Source organism: Verrucosispora sp. SN26_14.1 (assembly GCF_004307965.1).
GTDB lineage: Bacteria > Actinomycetota > Actinomycetes > Mycobacteriales > Micromonosporaceae > Micromonospora.
This window is the reverse complement of the sequence record NZ_SISL01000104.1, coordinates 1-15,624: the sequence shown is the minus strand read 5'-3', so window position 1 is coordinate 15,624 and position 15,624 is coordinate 1. Positions and strand designations below refer to the sequence as shown.

At 70.8% G+C, this 15,624-nt stretch carries 14 protein-coding genes and 1 pseudogene; 3 read left to right on the top strand and 12 right to left on the bottom strand.

Annotation, left to right across the window (positions count from 1 at the left end; all coding sequences use genetic code 11):
• From EYA84_RS12495 to EYA84_RS12485, 3 genes are all read right to left on the bottom strand, one after another.
• Positions 1-259: S-adenosylmethionine synthetase N-terminal domain-containing protein (locus EYA84_RS12495; protein WP_275540801.1), on the bottom strand; the 259-nt coding region annotated here is incomplete at its 3' end.
• A gap of 222 nt (positions 260-481) precedes the next feature.
• Positions 482-1,471, bottom strand: a complete 990-nt coding sequence (locus EYA84_RS12490; RefSeq protein ID WP_131053209.1) for a xanthine dehydrogenase family protein subunit M — start codon at positions 1,469-1,471, stop codon at positions 482-484.
• Positions 1,468-2,004: a (2Fe-2S)-binding protein gene (locus tag EYA84_RS12485; RefSeq protein WP_131053208.1), complete on the bottom strand. Its 537-nt coding sequence runs from the start codon at positions 2,002-2,004 to the stop codon at positions 1,468-1,470. Before EYA84_RS12485 ends, EYA84_RS12490 begins: the two co-directional genes overlap by 4 nt.
• A 118-nt stretch (positions 2,005-2,122) precedes the next feature.
• Here EYA84_RS12485 and EYA84_RS12480 point away from each other — a divergent pair, with 118 nt between their 5' ends.
• Together EYA84_RS12480 and EYA84_RS12475 are read left to right on the top strand one after the other, a co-directional pair.
• Positions 2,123-3,109 carry an XdhC family protein gene (locus EYA84_RS12480; protein ID WP_161594960.1) on the top strand — a complete coding sequence of 329 codons (987 nt, stop codon included), beginning with the start codon at positions 2,123-2,125 and terminating at the stop codon, positions 3,107-3,109.
• Positions 3,110-3,321: 212 nt separating this feature from the next.
• Positions 3,322-3,915, top strand: coding sequence for an NTP transferase domain-containing protein (locus EYA84_RS12475; protein WP_131053206.1), 594 nt, complete (start codon positions 3,322-3,324; stop codon positions 3,913-3,915).
• Between the two features lie 5 nt (positions 3,916-3,920).
• Here the strand turns inward: EYA84_RS12475 and EYA84_RS12470 are convergent, their stop codons facing one another.
• The 7 genes from EYA84_RS12470 to EYA84_RS12440 form a co-directional block, all read right to left on the bottom strand.
• Positions 3,921-5,321 carry a GH1 family beta-glucosidase gene (locus EYA84_RS12470; protein ID WP_131053205.1) on the bottom strand — a complete coding sequence of 467 codons (1,401 nt, stop codon included), beginning with the start codon at positions 5,319-5,321 and terminating at the stop codon, positions 3,921-3,923.
• On the bottom strand, positions 5,318-7,549 hold the full coding sequence (yicI, locus tag EYA84_RS12465; RefSeq protein ID WP_131053204.1) for an alpha-xylosidase: 2,232 nt from the start codon (positions 7,547-7,549) through the stop codon (positions 5,318-5,320). Before yicI ends, EYA84_RS12470 begins: the two co-directional genes overlap by 4 nt.
• The gene (locus EYA84_RS12460; protein ID WP_131053203.1) at positions 7,546-8,430 is read right to left on the bottom strand and encodes a carbohydrate ABC transporter permease; all 885 of its coding nucleotides are present in this window, start codon (positions 8,428-8,430) and stop codon (positions 7,546-7,548) included. Before EYA84_RS12460 ends, yicI begins: the two co-directional genes overlap by 4 nt.
• Positions 8,430-9,401 carry a carbohydrate ABC transporter permease gene (locus EYA84_RS12455; protein WP_131053202.1) on the bottom strand — a complete coding sequence of 324 codons (972 nt, stop codon included), beginning with the start codon at positions 9,399-9,401 and terminating at the stop codon, positions 8,430-8,432. Before EYA84_RS12455 ends, EYA84_RS12460 begins: the two co-directional genes overlap by 1 nt.
• Before the next feature lie 71 nt (positions 9,402-9,472).
• The gene (locus EYA84_RS12450) at positions 9,473-10,768 is read right to left on the bottom strand and encodes an ABC transporter substrate-binding protein (RefSeq protein ID WP_131053201.1); all 1,296 of its coding nucleotides are present in this window, start codon (positions 10,766-10,768) and stop codon (positions 9,473-9,475) included.
• A gap of 36 nt (positions 10,769-10,804) precedes the next feature.
• Entirely contained in the window at positions 10,805-11,902 is a 1,098-nt protein-coding gene (locus tag EYA84_RS12445; RefSeq protein WP_236145728.1) for a LacI family DNA-binding transcriptional regulator, read from the bottom strand.
• A gap of 276 nt (positions 11,903-12,178) precedes the next feature.
• A complete protein-coding gene (locus tag EYA84_RS12440; protein WP_131053199.1) occupies positions 12,179-12,988 on the bottom strand; it encodes a metal-dependent hydrolase in 810 nt (269 codons plus the stop codon).
• Between the two features lie 278 nt (positions 12,989-13,266).
• Here EYA84_RS12440 and EYA84_RS12435 point away from each other — a divergent pair, with 278 nt between their 5' ends.
• A complete protein-coding gene (locus EYA84_RS12435; RefSeq protein WP_131053198.1) occupies positions 13,267-13,644 on the top strand; it encodes a VOC family protein in 378 nt (125 codons plus the stop codon).
• A gap of 167 nt (positions 13,645-13,811) precedes the next feature.
• Here the strand turns inward: EYA84_RS12435 and EYA84_RS12430 are convergent, their stop codons facing one another.
• Positions 13,812-14,402, bottom strand: coding sequence for a DUF1707 domain-containing protein (locus EYA84_RS12430; protein ID WP_161594959.1), 591 nt, complete (start codon positions 14,400-14,402; stop codon positions 13,812-13,814).
• Between the two features lie 105 nt (positions 14,403-14,507).
• A pseudogene (locus EYA84_RS32455) lies at positions 14,508-15,624 on the bottom strand (hypothetical protein); the annotation flags it as partial.

Sequence of the window (15,624 nt, the reverse complement as noted above, 5' to 3'; positions counted from 1 at the left end):
CATCGAAACCCTTCTTCGACGAGTCGTACCCGATCCCCAGAATCGTCTCCCGCACGATCGACGGAATGTCGGCATACGCCTTCGTCGTCACCTCACCCGCCACATGCACCTGACCAGTCGTGATCAGAGTCTCCACCGCCACACGGCTATGCGGATCCTGAGTGAGCAGGGCATCGAGAATACCGTCACTGATCTGATCAGCGATCTTGTCCGGGTGGCCTTCCGTGACCGATTCGGACGTAAAGAGGCGGCGTGACACGCTTGTCCTTCCCAGAGCGAGACAGGGTCAGTGGATAGGGCGTTCCGTGGAATCACCCCTTCATGGCAGCCTGCCATGCGGCAACCGTCGGCGGCGAGTCCATGTGTTCGGGAACGCGGCTGCGGACACCACGAGAGAGTGTGGCAGGCGGCCGACCCCCTTGACGAGAAAGGTCGAGGTCGTTCCAAGCCTCGGCGACGGTGCGCGGGATCGGCCCGTCGCCTACCGGCCCGTCGCAGCCAGGTCCAGCAGCGTACGCACGACGGCGTTGCGGGCCAGCGGCACCTTGAAGGCGTTCTCCGGCAGCGGTCGCGCGTCGGCGAGCTCGGCCTCCGCGGCCCGGTGCAGTCTGTCCTCCGTGGGCGGTCCGCCGCGCAGCAGGTCCTCGGCGCGGGTGGCCCGCCACGGCCGGTGCGCGACGCCGCCCAGCGCGATCCGGACGTCGCGGATGCGTCCGTCGGCCAGGTCGAGCGCGGCGGCGACGGAGACCAGGGCGAACGCGTACGAGGCCCGGTCGCGGATCTTGCGGTAGTAGGAGCGGGCGGCGAAGGTCAGCGGAGGCAGGTCGACGGCGGTGATCAGTTCCCCGTGGGCCAGCACCGTGTCCGTCTGAGGTGTCGATCCGGGCAGTCGGTGTAGCTCGGTCAGCGGGATGGTGCGGCTGCCGTCCGGCCCGGTGGTCTGCACCAGGGCGTCCATCGCGGCCAGCGCTACGGCCAGGTCCGACGGGTGGGTGGCGATGCACTCCGGGGAGACGCCCAGGATCGCCAGGTCGCGGTGGTGTCCCTCGACAGCGGAGCAGCCGGTGCCCGGGGCGCGCTTGTTGCACGCCGTGGTGACGTCCTGGAAGTAGGGACAGCGGGTGCGTTGCAACAGGTTCCCGCCCACTGTGGCGAGGTTGCGCAACTGGGTGGAGGCGCCGTTGAGCAGCGCCTGCGCGACGACCGGGTAGCGACGCCGGATCAGCGGATCTGCGGCCAGGTCGCTGTTGGAGACGCCCGCGCCGATGCGGACGCCACCGTCGGGCAGCTCCGTGACGCTCCGGGAGGTGACGTCCCGCAGGTCGACCAGGAGGTCGGGGCGGGCCACGTCGAGCTTCATCAGGTCCACCAGGTTGGTGCCGCCGCCGAGGAAGGCCGCCTGTGGCGAGCGGGCCAACAGGGCGACCGCGCCGGCCAGGTCGGTGGCGCGCGCGTACCGGAAGGGCCTCATGACCGGGCCACCTCCTGGATCGCCGGGATCATGTTCGCGTACGCGGCGCAGCGGCAGAGGTTGCCGCTCATCCGTTCCCGGATCTCGTCGGGGTCGGCGGTGAGGTCGACCGGCCCGTGGGCGGCCGGGTCGGTGCGGTCGGGGTCGCGTACGGTGACCGCGCTGAGCCACCCGGATGCCGCCTCGGCGAGCATGGCGACCGCCGAGACGATCTGTCCCGGGGTGCAGTAGCCGCACTGGAAGGCGTCGTGGTCGATGAAGCTCTGCTGCACGGGGTGCAGTCGACCGTCGTGGGCGAGTCCGGCGGCGGTGATCACCTCGGCGCCGTCGTGGGCCACCGCCAGCGCGAGGCAGCTGTTGGCGCGTCGGCCGTCGAGCAGCACGGTGCAGGCGCCGCACTGGCCGTGATCGCAGCCCTTCTTGGGGCTGGTGTTGCCCAGTCGTTCGCGCAGCGCGTCGAGCAGGGTGGTGCGGGTGTCGACGGTGAGCCGGTGGTCGGCGCCGTCCACGCGGAGTGCGATCTCGGTGTCCATGCGGTCGTCCCCCGGAGGATCGTGGGTCGGCGAGTTAACGCTATTAAACGGATCTGTAACGCCCAAAGTCGTTAAAAGCGATAGAAAGGTACGCAACGACGTCTGGGGGTGTCGGCGGATGTTGGCGGAGGTGTGGCCGTTCGTCGAGCGGCGGTACGCGGCCGGGCAGCGGGTCGTGCTGGCCCGGCTGGTACGGCGGACCGGCCCCGGCTCCCGGCCGCTGGGCGCCACCATGGCGGTCGCCGCCGACGGCGGTTGGGTCGGCTCGGTCTCCGGTGGTTGCGTGGAGGGGGCCCTGCTGGCGGAGGCCCGCGCGGTGCTCGACGGTGCCCGCCCCCGTCTGACGGCGGTCACTCCCGCCGCGGAGTTGATGCCCTGGGAGGCCGCGCCCGCCTGCGTCGCCGAGTTGGGGGTGCTGATCGCGCCGGCGCCCACCGGCGCGGTGTACGCGACCATCGGTGCCGCGTTGGCCGCGCGCCGTCCGCTGGCGGTGGCCGTCGCGTTGCGGGAGCCGTTCGACTGGTCGGTCGCGGCGAGCCGGGACGGGCTGCCCGCCGATGAGGAGTGCTTCGTCGAGCAGTGGCGTCCCGGCCCGCTCCTGGTGCTGGTCGGTGCGACGGATCTGGCCGCCGCGGTGGCCGCGCTGGCCGTGCCGATGGGTTACCGGGTGACGGTGGTCGACCCGCGACCCGCGTACGCCTGTCGGGAGCGGGCGCCGGCGGCCGACGACGTGGTCTGCGACTGGCCCGACCGGTGGCTGTCCGCTGCCCCGGTCGGGCCTCGCGACGCGGTGCTGGTGCTGACCCACGACCCGCGCATCGACGATCGCGCGATCAGGGCCGCGTTGTCCGGCCGGGCCGGTCATGTGGGGGTGCTGGGGAGCCGGGAGACGCATGATCGACGGTTGGCCCGGTTGGGTGGTCTCGCCGGTCTCGACCGGCTCGCCGGTCCGGCGGGCCTGGATCTCGGCGGGGACTCGCTGGCCGAGACCGCTTTGTCCATGCTGGCCGAGGTGGTGGCGGTGGCCAATCGGCGTACGGGCGGTCGGTTGCGGGACGCGTACGGTCCCATCCGGGTCGGTGGCGCGTTGCCGGTGCCTGGCTGAGCCGATCCGTCAGGGGGATCGGGTCGACGGGTGCGGCATACGTCCGACGCGCACCGAAGGATGAGCGTGTTACCTAATTTATCCTATTTGCCCCGCCACTCTCCTCCGTCCGTGCTCGTTGCAAACGATGTGCGTCGGACGGGACGGACAGCGCCACGGTGCTCACCCGGTCCCACACTGGAGGGAGCGCGGTTCTGAACCGGATCGCAGGAATGATCATCGCGGCGGGAGGTGGCCGTCGTATCGGTGGCCCCGAGGCCCTGCTGCACCAGGGTGACAAACCCCTGGTCGACCAGATGATCGACACGCTGACGGAGGCGGGCTGCGGGCAGATCGTCGTCGTCCTCGGCGCCGCCGCCGACCAGGTCCGTGACACCGCGCACCTGGACCACGCCACGGTGGTGGTCAACCGGGCGTGGGGCACCGGAGTCGGCTCGTCCATCCGTGCCGGCCTGGCCGGCATCGACGACGACCGGGTGGAGGCCGCGGTGGTGGTCCCCGTCGACATGCCCGGGCTGACCGCCGAGGCGATCCGTCGGGTCACCGCGCTGCCCTTTCCCGACGTGCTGGTCTGCGCCACCTACAACGGGCTGCGCGGCTACCCGATGCTGTTCGGCCGTCGGCACTGGCCGGGCATCGCCACCCTGGCCAGTGCCGACGTCGGTGCCCGGCCCTACCTGCTGGCGCACAAGGACCAGATCGTCGACATCGCCTGCGACTCGGTGGCCGACGGCAGTCGGGTGGACACCCCCGAACTGATGGCGCTGTACGGCCTGACCGTGCCCGAGCAGCGCGTCGGCGTCTGACCCGCTCAGTCGGGTAGGACGTTGCCGGCGGCCAGGCGCTGGTACCAGTGGGCACTGTCCTTCCAGAGGCGTTCCTGGGTGTCGTAGTCGACGCGGATGATCCCGAAGCGGCGGTCGTAGCCGTACGCCCACTCGAAGTTGTCCAGCAGCGACCAGACGAAGTAGCCCCGCACGTCGACACCCGCCGCCATCGCGTCGTGCGTCGCGGCGATGTGCCGGCGCAGGTAGTCGACGCGGCGGTCGTCGTGCACCGCGCCGTCGGGCGAGACCACGTCGTCGAAGGCGGCGCCGTTCTCGGTGATCATCAGCGGCAGGTCGGGGTACTCGCGGTGCAGCCGCAGCAGCAGCTCGGTCAGGCCGGCCGGCTCGATGTTCCATCCCATCGCCGTGTACGGGCCCGGCTGGGGCAGGAAGTCGACCCGGTCGGCGCCGACCCAGGCGGAGTGCGCCGACCGGCCGTGGCCGTCCGCGCTCGACCGGGCCGAGACGCCGTCCCAGGTGCGGACCAGGGTGGTCGAGTAGTAGTTGACGCCGAGCACGTCGAGCGGGACGGCCGCGGTGCGCTCGTCGCCGTCGCGGACGAACGACCAGTCGGTGACCGCCGCCGTGTCGGAGAGCAGGTCGGCCGGGTACGCGCCGTCGAGCATCGGGCCGAGGAAGGCCCGGTTGGCCAGCGCGTCGGTGCGGCGTACCGCGTCGGCGTCGGCCGCCGAATCCGAGGCCGGACGGATCACGTGCAGGTTCAGCGTGACCGACAGCCGCGCCGCCGGAGCCAGGTCGCGGATCACCCGGCCGGCCAGACCGTGCGCCAGGTTCAGGTGGTGTACGGCGCGTAGCGCCGCCTCCGGTTCGGTGCGTCCCGGCGCGTGTACGCCGGAGGCGTATCCGAGGTACGCCGAGCACCACGGCTCGTTGAACGTGGTCCAGGTGTGCACCCGGTCGCCCAGCGCCCCGACGATCGCCGTGGCGTAGTCGGCGAAGCGCAGCGCGGTGTCCCGCTCCGGCCAGCCGCCGGCGTCCTCCAGTTCCTGCGGCAGGTCCCAGTGGTAGAGCGTGGCGACCGGCTGGACACCGCGCTCCAGCAGCCCGTCCACCAGCCGGGAGTAGAAGTCCACGCCGGCCTGGTTGACCGGGCCGGAGCCGCCGGGCTGCACCCGGGGCCAGGCGATGGAGAAGCGGTACGCGTCCAGCCCGAGCGCGGCGATGTGGTCCAGGTCGGACTCCCACCGGTGGTAGTGGTCGGCGGCGACGTCGCCGGTGTCCCCGTTCAGGGTGCGTCCCGGTGTGTGGCTGTAGGTGTCCCAGATCGACGGTCCACGGCCGTCCACCCGGGCTGCCCCCTCGATCTGGTACGCGGCCGTGGCCGACCCCCAGACAAAGCCCTCAGGGAACACGACATCACTCACTTCGTCACCTCCGTGACCTCGCAGCGGTACCCCGACGAGTCGCCCGCCACCACCTCGGCGGTGGCCGTCCCGTCGCGGTGGTACACCTCGAACTCCGTGCCGGACCCACGGTCGGGCGCGGGCACGCGTACCCGGGTCCGCTGGCCCGGTGCCGGAGCGTACAGGCGCAGGGTGACGTCGTCCGCCCAGCGGTAGTCGGGCCGGTCGGTGACCGTCCCGAACGGGATGACCGAGCCGGGCCGGGCCAGCACCGGGACGCTGTCGAAGCCGTGCTTCTCGGTGACCCAGCCCGGGCCGGTGACCTGTGCGCCGCTGGTCAGGTGGGTCCAGGTGCCGGCCGGCACGTAGTAGGTGACCTGACCGTCGGCGCTCATCACCGGGGCGACCAGCAGGTCCGGGCCGAGCATGTACTGCCGGTCCAGGTACGCGGCGGTCGGGTCGTCCGGGAACTCCAGGATCATCGGCCGCATCACCGGTACGCCCTCGCGGTGCGCCTCGTCGGCCGCTGCCGCCAGGTACGGCATCAGCGACATCTTGAGTCGGGTGAACCGGCGCAGCACGTCGACGGCCTCGTCGTCGTACGCCCACGGCACCCGGTACGAGCCGGAGCCGTGCAGCCGCGAGTGCGAGGAGAGCAGCCCGAAGGCGATCCACCGCTTGAACACCGCCGGGTCGGGCGTGCCCTCGAAGCCGCCGATGTCGTGGCTCCAGTAGCCGAAGCCCGACGCGGCCAGCGACAGGCCGCCGCGCAGCGACTCGGCCATCGCCACGAAGGTGGACTCGCAGTCGCCACCCCAGTGCACCGGGAACTGCTGACCGCCCGCCGTGGCGGAGCGGGCGAAGACGACCGCCTCGCCCTCGCCTCGCTCGGCCGTCAACAGCTCGAAGACGGCCTTGTTGTAGAGGTGGGAGTAGTAGTTGTGCATCCGCTGCGGGTCGGCGCCGTCGTGCCAGACCACGTCGGTCGGGATGCGCTCGCCGAAGTCGGTCTTGAAGCAGTCGACGCCCATGTCCAGCAGCACCTTCAGCTTGTCGGCGTACCACCGGACCGCGTCCGGGTTGGTGAAGTCGACCAGCGCCATCCCGGCCTGCCACTTGTCCCACTGCCAGACCGACCCGTCCGGGTTGCGGACCAGGTAGCCGGCCTGTCGGCCCTCCTCGAAGAGGTAGGACCGCTGGGCGATGTACGGGTTGATCCAGACGCAGACCTTGAGGCCGCGTTCGTGCAGCCGGCGCAGCATCCCCTCCGGGTCGGGGAAGGTCGCCGGGTCCCAGATGAAGTCGACCCAGTGGAACTGCCGCATCCAGAAGCAGTCGAAGTGGAACACCGACAGCGGCAGGTCCCGCTCGGCCATCCCGTCGATGAACTCGGTGACCGTCTTCTCGTCGTAGGAGGTGGTGAACGAGGTGGACAGCCACAGCCCGTACGACCAGGGCGGCACCCGGGCCGGGCGACCGGTCAGCGCCGTGTAGCGGCGCAGCACGTCCTTCGGGGTGGGGCCGTCGATCACGTGGTACGTCAGGGACTGCCCCGGCACGCTGAACTGGGTCTGCGACACCACCTCGGAGCCCACCTCGAACGACACGTGTTCGGGGTGGTCCACGAACACCCCGTACCCGGCGCTGCTGAGATAGAACGGCACGTTCTTGTACGCCTGCTCGCTGGCGGTGCCGCCGTCGGCGTTCCAGATGTCGACCGTCTGGCCGTTCTTGACGTACGCGCCGAAGCGCTCGCCCAGGCCGTAGATCGTCTCGCCGACGCCGAGCGAGAGCCGGTCGTGCACGTACTTGTGGCCCTCGGCGTCGGTGACCACGCCGATGCTGCGTTCGGTGGAGGAGGTGACCAGCTTGTCGCCGCGCAGGAAGTCGACCCGCCACGGGCCGGTCAGCGCCACCCGCACGGTCATCTCGCCGGTGGTCAACCGCGCGCTGAGCCCGGTGACCTCCACGTGCACCGGGTGTGCGGTGCTGTCGGCGAGGGCGAAGCGGGGCTGCTTGGGGAGCCCGCCGGAATGGTGTCCGACGGTCACCCCGACCACGCCGGGGGCGGGGGAGAAGAAGCGTACGGTGACCACCGGGCGGTTCAGGGTGTCGCCGCGTCCGGTGATCCTGCCGATCGGGGCGAAGACGGTGAAGGACCGCTCGTCCGGCTCCACCGACTCGACCGTGCCGGGGCGCAGCACGCTCACCCCGGGACGCAGTTGCCAGTATCCGTCGGTGAACTTCACTTGTCGGCTCCTGCCGTGATGCCGCGCGCCAGGGTGCGCTGGAAGACGAGGAAGAACAGGATCGCCGGGAGGAGACTGAGCAGCGCGCCGGCGTTGGTGGTGGGGGCGTCCATCAGCCGGTCGCCCTGCAACGAGGCGAGCGCGACCGGGATGGTCTGGGTCTGGTTGTCGATCAGCATGACCAGGGGGATGAGGAACTCGTTCCAGGTCCAGATGAAGAAGAAGACCAGCAGCACCGAGATGGTGGGCCGGACGTTGGGCAGCACGACCCGCCACAGGATCCGCCACTTGCCGGCCCCGTCGAGCGCGGCGGCCTCCAGCAGCGGGCGCGGGAAGGTGCTGAGCACCGAGGCGAGCAGGTACGTGCCGAAGGCGGCCTGGATGACGGTGAAGATGATGATCACCGCCAGTCGGGTGTTGTAGAGCCCGGCCTCCTTGGCGAAGTGGTACAGCGGATAGATCAGGGCTTCCTGCGGCAGCATGTTGGCCAGCAGGAACAGCCCGATGATCCAGAGCCGGCCCCGGACCCGGCCGATGCCGAGCGCGTACGCGCTGAGCAGGGAGACGACCACGGCGAGCACCGCGACGGAGCCGGAGATGAGGATCGAGTTCCACAGTTTGACCGGGAAGTCGACCTGCTCCCAGTAGGTGCGCAGCCCGGTCGTGTAGAACTCGGTCGGCCAGCTCAGCGGGCCGTTGGTCGAGTAGTCGCCGGGCGACTTGAACGCGTTGAGCAGCATGAACGCGAACGGCACCAGCATCACCAGCGCGGCGACGGTGACCAGGGCCAGCACGATCCAGCGGGTGACGCCCCGGTGGTGCCGGTCGGGAACCCGGCGGGTACGGCCGCCGGTGCGGGGTGGGGTGAGCGTGACGGCCATCAGATTCCTCCGTCGCGGCGTTCGGCACGGTTCTGCGCCCGGATGAACAGCACCGCCACCACGACGATGATCAGTGTCAGCACCATCGAGATCGCCGAGCCGTAGCCGACGTTGAGCCGCTTGAAGAAGGTGAAGTAGGCGAAGTAGGAGGGCACGTTTGTGGCGTTCTCCGGGCCGCCCCGGGTCAGCGCGTAGATCGGGCCGAACACCTTCATCGCGGCGATGGTGCAGGTGAGGCCGACCACGAAGGTCTCCGGCCGGATCTGCGGGAGGGTGATCGCGCGGAACCGTCGCCACCAGCCGGCGCCGTCGATCTCCGCCGCCTCGTACAGCTCGGGGTTGACCCGTTCCAGCGCCGCCATGAAGACGACCACCGGGTAGCCGAGCTGCACCCAGATCATCACGGCCATCACCATCGGCAGGGCGGTGTCCGGGTCACCGAGCCAGTCGTGGCTCAGCGTGCCGAGCCCGATGGCGTCGAGCAGCCCGTTGAGCGCGCCGTCGGGGCGCAGGATCCAGCCCCAGACGATGCCGGCCACCACGACCGGCAGCACCTGCGGCAGATAGAAGGCGGCCCGCAGTGCGGCGGCGGTACGCGGGCGGAAGCGACGTCCGATGGTGTCGAACAGGACGGCCGCCAGGACCAGGCCGATCAGGGTGGGCAGCACCACCATCGCGACGATCATCGCGATGGTGTTCGTGAACGAGGTCCAGAAGACGTCGTCGGTGAGCAGGGTGCGGTAGTTGTCCAGGCCGATGAAGCTGGGGTCGCCGACGCCGGACCACTTGGTCAGGGAGAGGTAGCCGGTGTAGACCAGCGGGCCGCCGATGACGAGCAGGAACAGCGCCGCACCGGGCAACAGGTAGAGCCAGTAGCCGGCGTCGGGGCGTCGGGGTCGGCGCGGGGTCCTGCCCGTCGGGGGAGACGGGGTCGCCCCCGGGCGGGCGGCGACGGTGTCGGGCACTGCCATGGGAGGTCCTTCCAGGGTGGGGCGGGCGTCACCGTGGTGACGCCGACGGGTACGCCCGCCCCCGCCGCCGCTCAGTCGCGCGTGATCTCCGCGACGCCGTCCTGGTAGGGCTTGGCGATCGCGTCGAGGACCTGCTCGGGCGACCTGGACTGGTTGATCAGGCCCTGGAAGCCGGAGACCAGCACGTCGTAGTAGCCGGGCACCGGCCAGTCCGGATAGAAGGCCAGGCCGTCCTGGCCGCTGATGGTGTTGAAGTTCTCGATCAGCTTGCGGTCCTTCTCGTCGCTGATCGCGGCCGGGTCACCGGCCACCGGCACGCCCCCGTTGTTGCCGATCAGCGCCTGGATCTCCGGCCGCATGGTGATGTCGATGAAGTCGTACGCCAGGTTCTTGGCCTTGCTGGTCTCCGGGACCACCCAGAGGTTGCCGGAGGAGCCGGCGTGCATCGTGTTGCCGGGGAAGAGGAAGCTGTCCCAGTCGTAGGAGATCTCGCTCTTGAACCGGCCGTACCACCAGCTACCGGAGACGATCATCGGGACCTTGCCGGAGATGAACGAGGTGCCCATGTCCTCGGCCTTGAGGCTGGCCGAGTCCTTGGCGATGTAGCCCTTGCCGACCCACTCGGCGAAGGTCTGTGCGCCGTACCTGAGCGGGTCGGCCTTGAAGTCCACCGGGTTGGCGTAGAGCTGGTAGTCGTTGACGAAGGTGCGGTCCGCGCGGGAGAGCGCGAGCTGGTAGAAGAGCTGACCGGCCGGGTACTCGGCGCCGGACATGCCCAGCGGCGTGACGCCCTTGGCGACGAAGGTGTCCATCGCGGCGGTCATCTCGGCCAGCGTCGTCGGCACGGTGACGCCGTGCTCGGTGAAGAGCTCCTTGTTGTAGTAGACCATCACGTACTCGCCGTAGTTGGGTACGCCGTACCAGTTGCCCGAGCCCATCACGCCGTTGTCGTACTTGGCGGTGGTCTGCAGGCTGGGGCTCAGCGCCTTGTCCCAGCCGCGCTCGGTGGCCTCGGCGGTCAGGTCGGTGAGCAGGCCCTGCGAGGAGAGCAACCCGGCGGTGGCGTTGCCCTTGTTGTACTCCATGATGTCGGGGCCCTCGGCCGAGTTGATGATCATGCCGGCGTTCTGCTGGATCTGCTCGAACGCCTTGCGCTCGAAGCGCACCTCGACCCCGGGGTGTTCGTCCTTGAAGATCTCGATCGCCCGGTCCCAGGCGATGCCCATCGCACTGTTGGCGCTCTCGTAGTGCCAGAGTTTGAGGACGTTCGCCCCACTGTCGTCCCCGTCACCGCCGCAGGCGGCCAGGCTCGTCGCCGTGAGCGCGGCCACCGTGGCCGCCACGGCTACGCTGCGGAATCGTCGCATTGCTAGTCTCCCTGGTGAGTATCGAGCCGGTACTCCTCAAGCCCGTCGTCGCGTGGCAGCGCGACGGCGGGCTGCTTCACTGCCCGGAGCCGGCTGGTCGCCGCCGGCCCCCGTGTCACTCGTGCCGGCCGTACGCGGCGGAGCGCTGGATCCGCGGACCTCCAACGCGCACGGCAACAGTTGTTGGCGGATCTCGTCGCCACCGCCGTCGACGTGACGCAGCAGCGTCTCGATGGCGATCCGCCCCACCGCCGACCCGGGCGAGTTCATCGCGGTCAGTGCGGGCGTGGCCAGTTCGGCGACCTGGGGCGAGGTGACCATCGAGACGACCGAGACGTCGTCGGGGACCGTCCGACCCCGGGTGGCCAACTCGCCGAGCAGGCCGAAGACGGCGCTCTCGTTCATCGCCAGGATCGCGGTCAGGTCGGGCACCTGCCGCAGCGCGGTGTCCAGTGCGGCCCGGCCCCCGGCGGCGCTGTCCTCGGCGGGGATCATCAACGGCTCCAGACCGTGTCCGGTCATCGCCGAGGTGAACGCGTCGCGGGTGCGCAGCGCCGGGCCGTACCCCTCGGCCAGGGTCTCGGCGGAGTGGTTGACGTAGACGATCCGGCGGTGCCCGAGGTCGACCAGGTGGCCGACGGCCTCCTGGACGGTCTGCGCGAAGTCGATGTCCACGTAGGACAATCCGGTGGTGTCCGCGGTGCGACCGATGAGCACCAGCGGTACGCCGACCTCCCGCAACACGTCGACCCGGGGATCGTGGAGCTGCACCTCCATCAGCAGCGCGCCGTCGAGCATCCGCTGGCTGGCCAGCCGGCGCAACTCGTCGAGGTCGCCGACGCCGATGGGGGAGAGCACCAGGTGGTACCCGGCCGCACCGGCGGCGGCCGCCGCACCGGTGACGAAGGCCGTCTCGGTGGCGCCCAGACCCCGCTCGTCCATCGGCAGCAGCAGGCCGAGGATGCGGCTACGTCGGCTGGCCAGTCCACGGGCCATGGCGTTGGGCTGGTAGTCGAGCGCGGCCATCGCGGCGAGGACCTTGTCCCGGGTGGCCTGGGAGATCGGGCGGGTGCCGGTGAGCACGTACGACACGGTGCTGACCGAGACCCGGGCGAGGCGCGCCACGTCCTGCATGGTGGCCACGGCACCTCCCCACACGGGCTCGTCGAAACGCTTCGACTAAGCGGTTCGACAGAAGGTAGGTCACGTGTTACAGCCACGTCAATAGCCAATGACGAACCGACGTCGCAGCCCCGGACGCCCGCCGCCGCACCCCACTTACCCGCCGATCATGGACGTGTGGTGCTCACAAATGCCACCTGTCGGGGCAATCCTTCAGCCACCACTCCATGATCGGCGGCTGGTGGCGGTGCGTCCCCAGCGACGGCCGCCGGCCCGGCCTCGACGAGATCAGATGTCGAGGTGGAACTTCTCCAGCACCGACGGGGCGACCAGGCCCAACGCGGCCAGTGTCGAGACGACCATGAGCCCGGTACGCACGAAGACGGTCTCGGTCCGTCCGCCGGCCCGCATCGCGATCTTGTCGGGCAGGCTGATCGGCGTCCACATCCGCCGTTTGATCGGAATCGGCCACAGGATCGGTACGCCGGCCCGGGTGATCATGTCGCCGAGGATGTGCACGAACGAACCCACCCCGACCGCCAGGCCGATCATCGGATACCCGCGATCACCGGGCAGGTTGACAGCGGTGAACACGGCGGCGCCGGCCGAGACCAGCGTGACGATGACCCAGCCGGCGCGCGCGGCCCACTTGTCGAACAGGCCCCGCAGCGCCAGACCGATCATGAAGAACAGGATGCCGATGACGGCCCACTTGCCGTACTGGACGCAGAGCGTGGTGGTGCCCCAGCCGACCAGCACCGTGAACGGGATGGTGTGGGTCAGCGTCCGGTGGCCGTTGTTGCGTTTCGGGTCCCGGCTGAGCTTGGTGGCGTAGTAGACGCCCAGCGAGATCTTCTCCACCACCTCGGCGACGAACAGCGAGAAGACGCCGAAGGTGCGGGCCACGGTCGCGCCGCCCCGGTTGCGGGTCACCTTGCCGGAGAGGTCGATGTCCGGCAGCAGTGCCGCACCGGCGCAGACAGCGGTGCCGACGGCCAACGCCAGCGGCGACTGCTCGTAGTCGTAGAAGTGCTGGAGCGCCCAGGACCCGCTCAGCCATACCGCTGCGCCGGACAGCGCGTGCGACGGACCCATCATCTCGGCTCGCCCTCCCCAGGGATCTTGAGCGCCAAAACTACGTCACTGTAGTTCTCCGCCACGCCGCAGGGGGACCGTCATGAGGATCCACAAGGGACACCGTTGCGGCGCTGCCCGAGGAACGACCCGACCACCAGGGAGTATGGCAGCGCCGGACGGCCCGCCGGACCGCTTGTGTCGGCCATGGGACGCGGCGTTCCGCCGACCTGTCACAGCCCGGCGGTACGGTCTCGGGGAGGTCGTCGCCGCACGTCGGCGCTTTCGGACAGGGTGGCCGCATGCCCGCAGAAGTCTCCTTCGACAGGATCGCTCCGGTGGTGCCGGTGCGTGACCTGGACGCCGCGCTCGACCGCTACCGGCGGCTCGGCTTCACCGTGCGGTCCCACCCCGGGCCCGAGCGCTACGCATTCGTCGAGCGGGACTCGGTCTCGTGGCACCTCACCGAGTGGGCCGAGCACGACCCGACCCGCACGGCGTCGACGCTCTACCTGTACGTCTCCGACGCCGACGCGCTGCACGCCGCCTGGACCACCTCGGGTGTCGACGGTCGGCTGGGCGAGCCCCACGACACCCCCTACGGGCTACGCGAGTTCGCCTACGTCGACCCGGAGGGCACGCTGCACCGCATCGGCTCGCCCGTCTCCGCGCCGGGCTGACCGGTCGTCGACCGGACCACCCCAACCATCGGTGTGCCCCCTGACGTTCTAGAGCGGTGAGGGGGTGGGCATGGTCCAGTCGTTCCACGAGTTCGTGGTGGCGGCGACGTCGGTTCGCCGAGCTGTCGGAGGGCCGGCGGGTCCGGGCGGCAGAGGGCGAGGGGTGATCAGCTCCACCAGCGTTTGCGGGGCGCCCGGACGGTCACGTCGCCGAAGATCGCACGGCAGGTCACCTCGATCACCGGGGAACCGGGGGTGACCGGCCCGGTCAGCTTCGACTTCTTGTTGCCGAAGACCGCGCTGCCGGTGAGCCGGACGTCGGTGCCCTCCGGCACGACGACCGTGACGTTGCCGAAGATCGCGTCCGCGTCGATCCGGATCACCCGGGCGGAGAGTTCGGCCTCGTGCAGCTCGATCCGGCAGTCCCCGAAGATGGCCCGCGCCTCGATCAGCTCCGGGGCCGTCCAGGTCCCCTTGCGGACCTCGTTGCCGAAGACGGCCATCAGCTTCTCCGGCGTCGGGGCGAGCGCACCGGTCGTCCGGCCCAGCGTCCGACCCGGGGCGTCGGGCAGGTCCGTGGTCAGCCGGGCCAGCTCACCACGCGTCTGGGAGGCGTGTGCGGCGCCGGCCCGCTCGGTGTACTCGTCGAGGGTGATCCGGCCCTCGGTCACCGCCTTGCCGAGCACTTCGACGACCTCCTCCCGCTCCCGGTCGGAGACTCGCAGCCGGTCAGTGTCGTCGTGCCGTTCCCGTTCCACGCCCCCGAGCCTAGCGGCGTACCGCACCGGGCCACCCCACCCCACCTGGGGCGGGCCGACACCGCACCGTCGCGAACACCCTGCGGGTGCCGTCGCGTCCGGGACTCAGCGGCGGGGTCGGAAGCTGGTGCGGATGGTGGCGAACTGGTCGGTCGAGGGCTTCCAGTCGTACTCGTGGGTGATCCAGCCGAGCGTCCAGACGCGGTCGCGGGTCCGTTCGTCCGGCACGATCTGGGTGGCGCGCAGCCGGTCGCCGTGCGGGGTCAGCCAGCCGAACTCCCAGGCGGTGGCGTCGTCCATCCGCCCGAGCCGGAACTCCTGGTAGCCGGGGAGGGTGCCGGCGGCCAGTTCCCGGTCGCGGACCGCGCGCAGTCGCGCCACCGGCCCGAGGCGGGTGTCGGTGCTCCGGGCGACGGTGAGCGCGCGGCCGGTCGCCGGATCCTGGAAGCAGGCCACGTCGTCGTCGCGGGAGTACCGCCACTCGGCAGGTACGGCCACCCGGAAGCCGGTGCGGTCGGTGTGCCAGGCCCAGCCGGTCGGCGGCCGGAACTTCTCGTCGTCGGTCACCGGTGCGGCCGTGTCGATCGGCCCGCCCTCGACCCAGGGTCGCACGCAGGGCAGCGGAGGCGGTACGAGCCCGCCCGGCGGCGGCGGGCGTCTCCCGTCGCGCGGGGGCGGACCGCCCGGCTCCGGACCACCGGCCTCGAACGGGTCCGCTCCGGGCTGCGGTTCGGCGGCCTCGTACGGGGAGCCGGCGTGGTCGTCGCCGGTGCCGACGACGGTCAGCGCGGTGCCGATGCCGGCGGCCATCGCCACCAGGACGGCGACGGCGGCGAGTGCCCAGGCCCGAGGCACGGCGACCCGGTCGCGATCCGGTTCGTCCGCGCGGGCTCGCCGTGCGGGTGGGTCGGACAGGTGTGGCGGGGCGTCCCGTTCACCGGGAGCGGCGTCTCGTTCCTCGGATTCAGGAGCGGCCCCGCCACCGCTCTGCTGCTCGTCGGTGAGGCGTCGGTGCGCGGAGTCGTGCGAGGGCGGGTCGGTGGATTTCCGGTCGGTGCCGGGGACGGTCCCGGGACCTGCGACCGGCGCGTCGCGCGCCTCGGAGCCGGTGGGCAGGGGAGCGGTCTCGTCGCCGGTCTGCGGCGAGGTCTCCCCGGAAGCGGCGGCAACGAGCAGTCGGAGGCGGGTCTCGGGGTGGCCGGCGCGGTGCGCGGGCTCGCGG

What these genes read in the sequence shown, in the direction of transcription:
- EYA84_RS12490 (WP_131053209.1), bottom strand. Translation starts at nt 1,471, where the DNA reads ATGAGGCCCTTCCGGTACGCGCGCGCCACCGACCTGGCCGGCGCGGTC.
- EYA84_RS12485 (WP_131053208.1), bottom strand. Translation starts at nt 2,004, where the DNA reads ATGGACACCGAGATCGCACTCCGCGTGGACGGCGCCGACCACCGGCTC.
- EYA84_RS12480 (WP_161594960.1), top strand. Translation starts at nt 2,123, where the DNA reads ATGTTGGCGGAGGTGTGGCCGTTCGTCGAGCGGCGGTACGCGGCCGGG.
- EYA84_RS12475 (WP_131053206.1), top strand. Translation starts at nt 3,322, where the DNA reads ATGATCATCGCGGCGGGAGGTGGCCGTCGTATCGGTGGCCCCGAGGCC.
- EYA84_RS12460 (WP_131053203.1), bottom strand. Translation starts at nt 8,430, where the DNA reads ATGGCCGTCACGCTCACCCCACCCCGCACCGGCGGCCGTACCCGCCGG.
- EYA84_RS12455 (WP_131053202.1), bottom strand. Translation starts at nt 9,401, where the DNA reads ATGGCAGTGCCCGACACCGTCGCCGCCCGCCCGGGGGCGACCCCGTCT.
- EYA84_RS12450 (WP_131053201.1), bottom strand. Translation starts at nt 10,768, where the DNA reads ATGCGACGATTCCGCAGCGTAGCCGTGGCGGCCACGGTGGCCGCGCTC.
- EYA84_RS12445 (WP_236145728.1), bottom strand. Translation starts at nt 11,902, where the DNA reads ATGCAGGACGTGGCGCGCCTCGCCCGGGTCTCGGTCAGCACCGTGTCG.
- EYA84_RS12440 (WP_131053199.1), bottom strand. Translation starts at nt 12,988, where the DNA reads ATGATGGGTCCGTCGCACGCGCTGTCCGGCGCAGCGGTATGGCTGAGC.
- EYA84_RS12435 (WP_131053198.1), top strand. Translation starts at nt 13,267, where the DNA reads ATGCCCGCAGAAGTCTCCTTCGACAGGATCGCTCCGGTGGTGCCGGTG.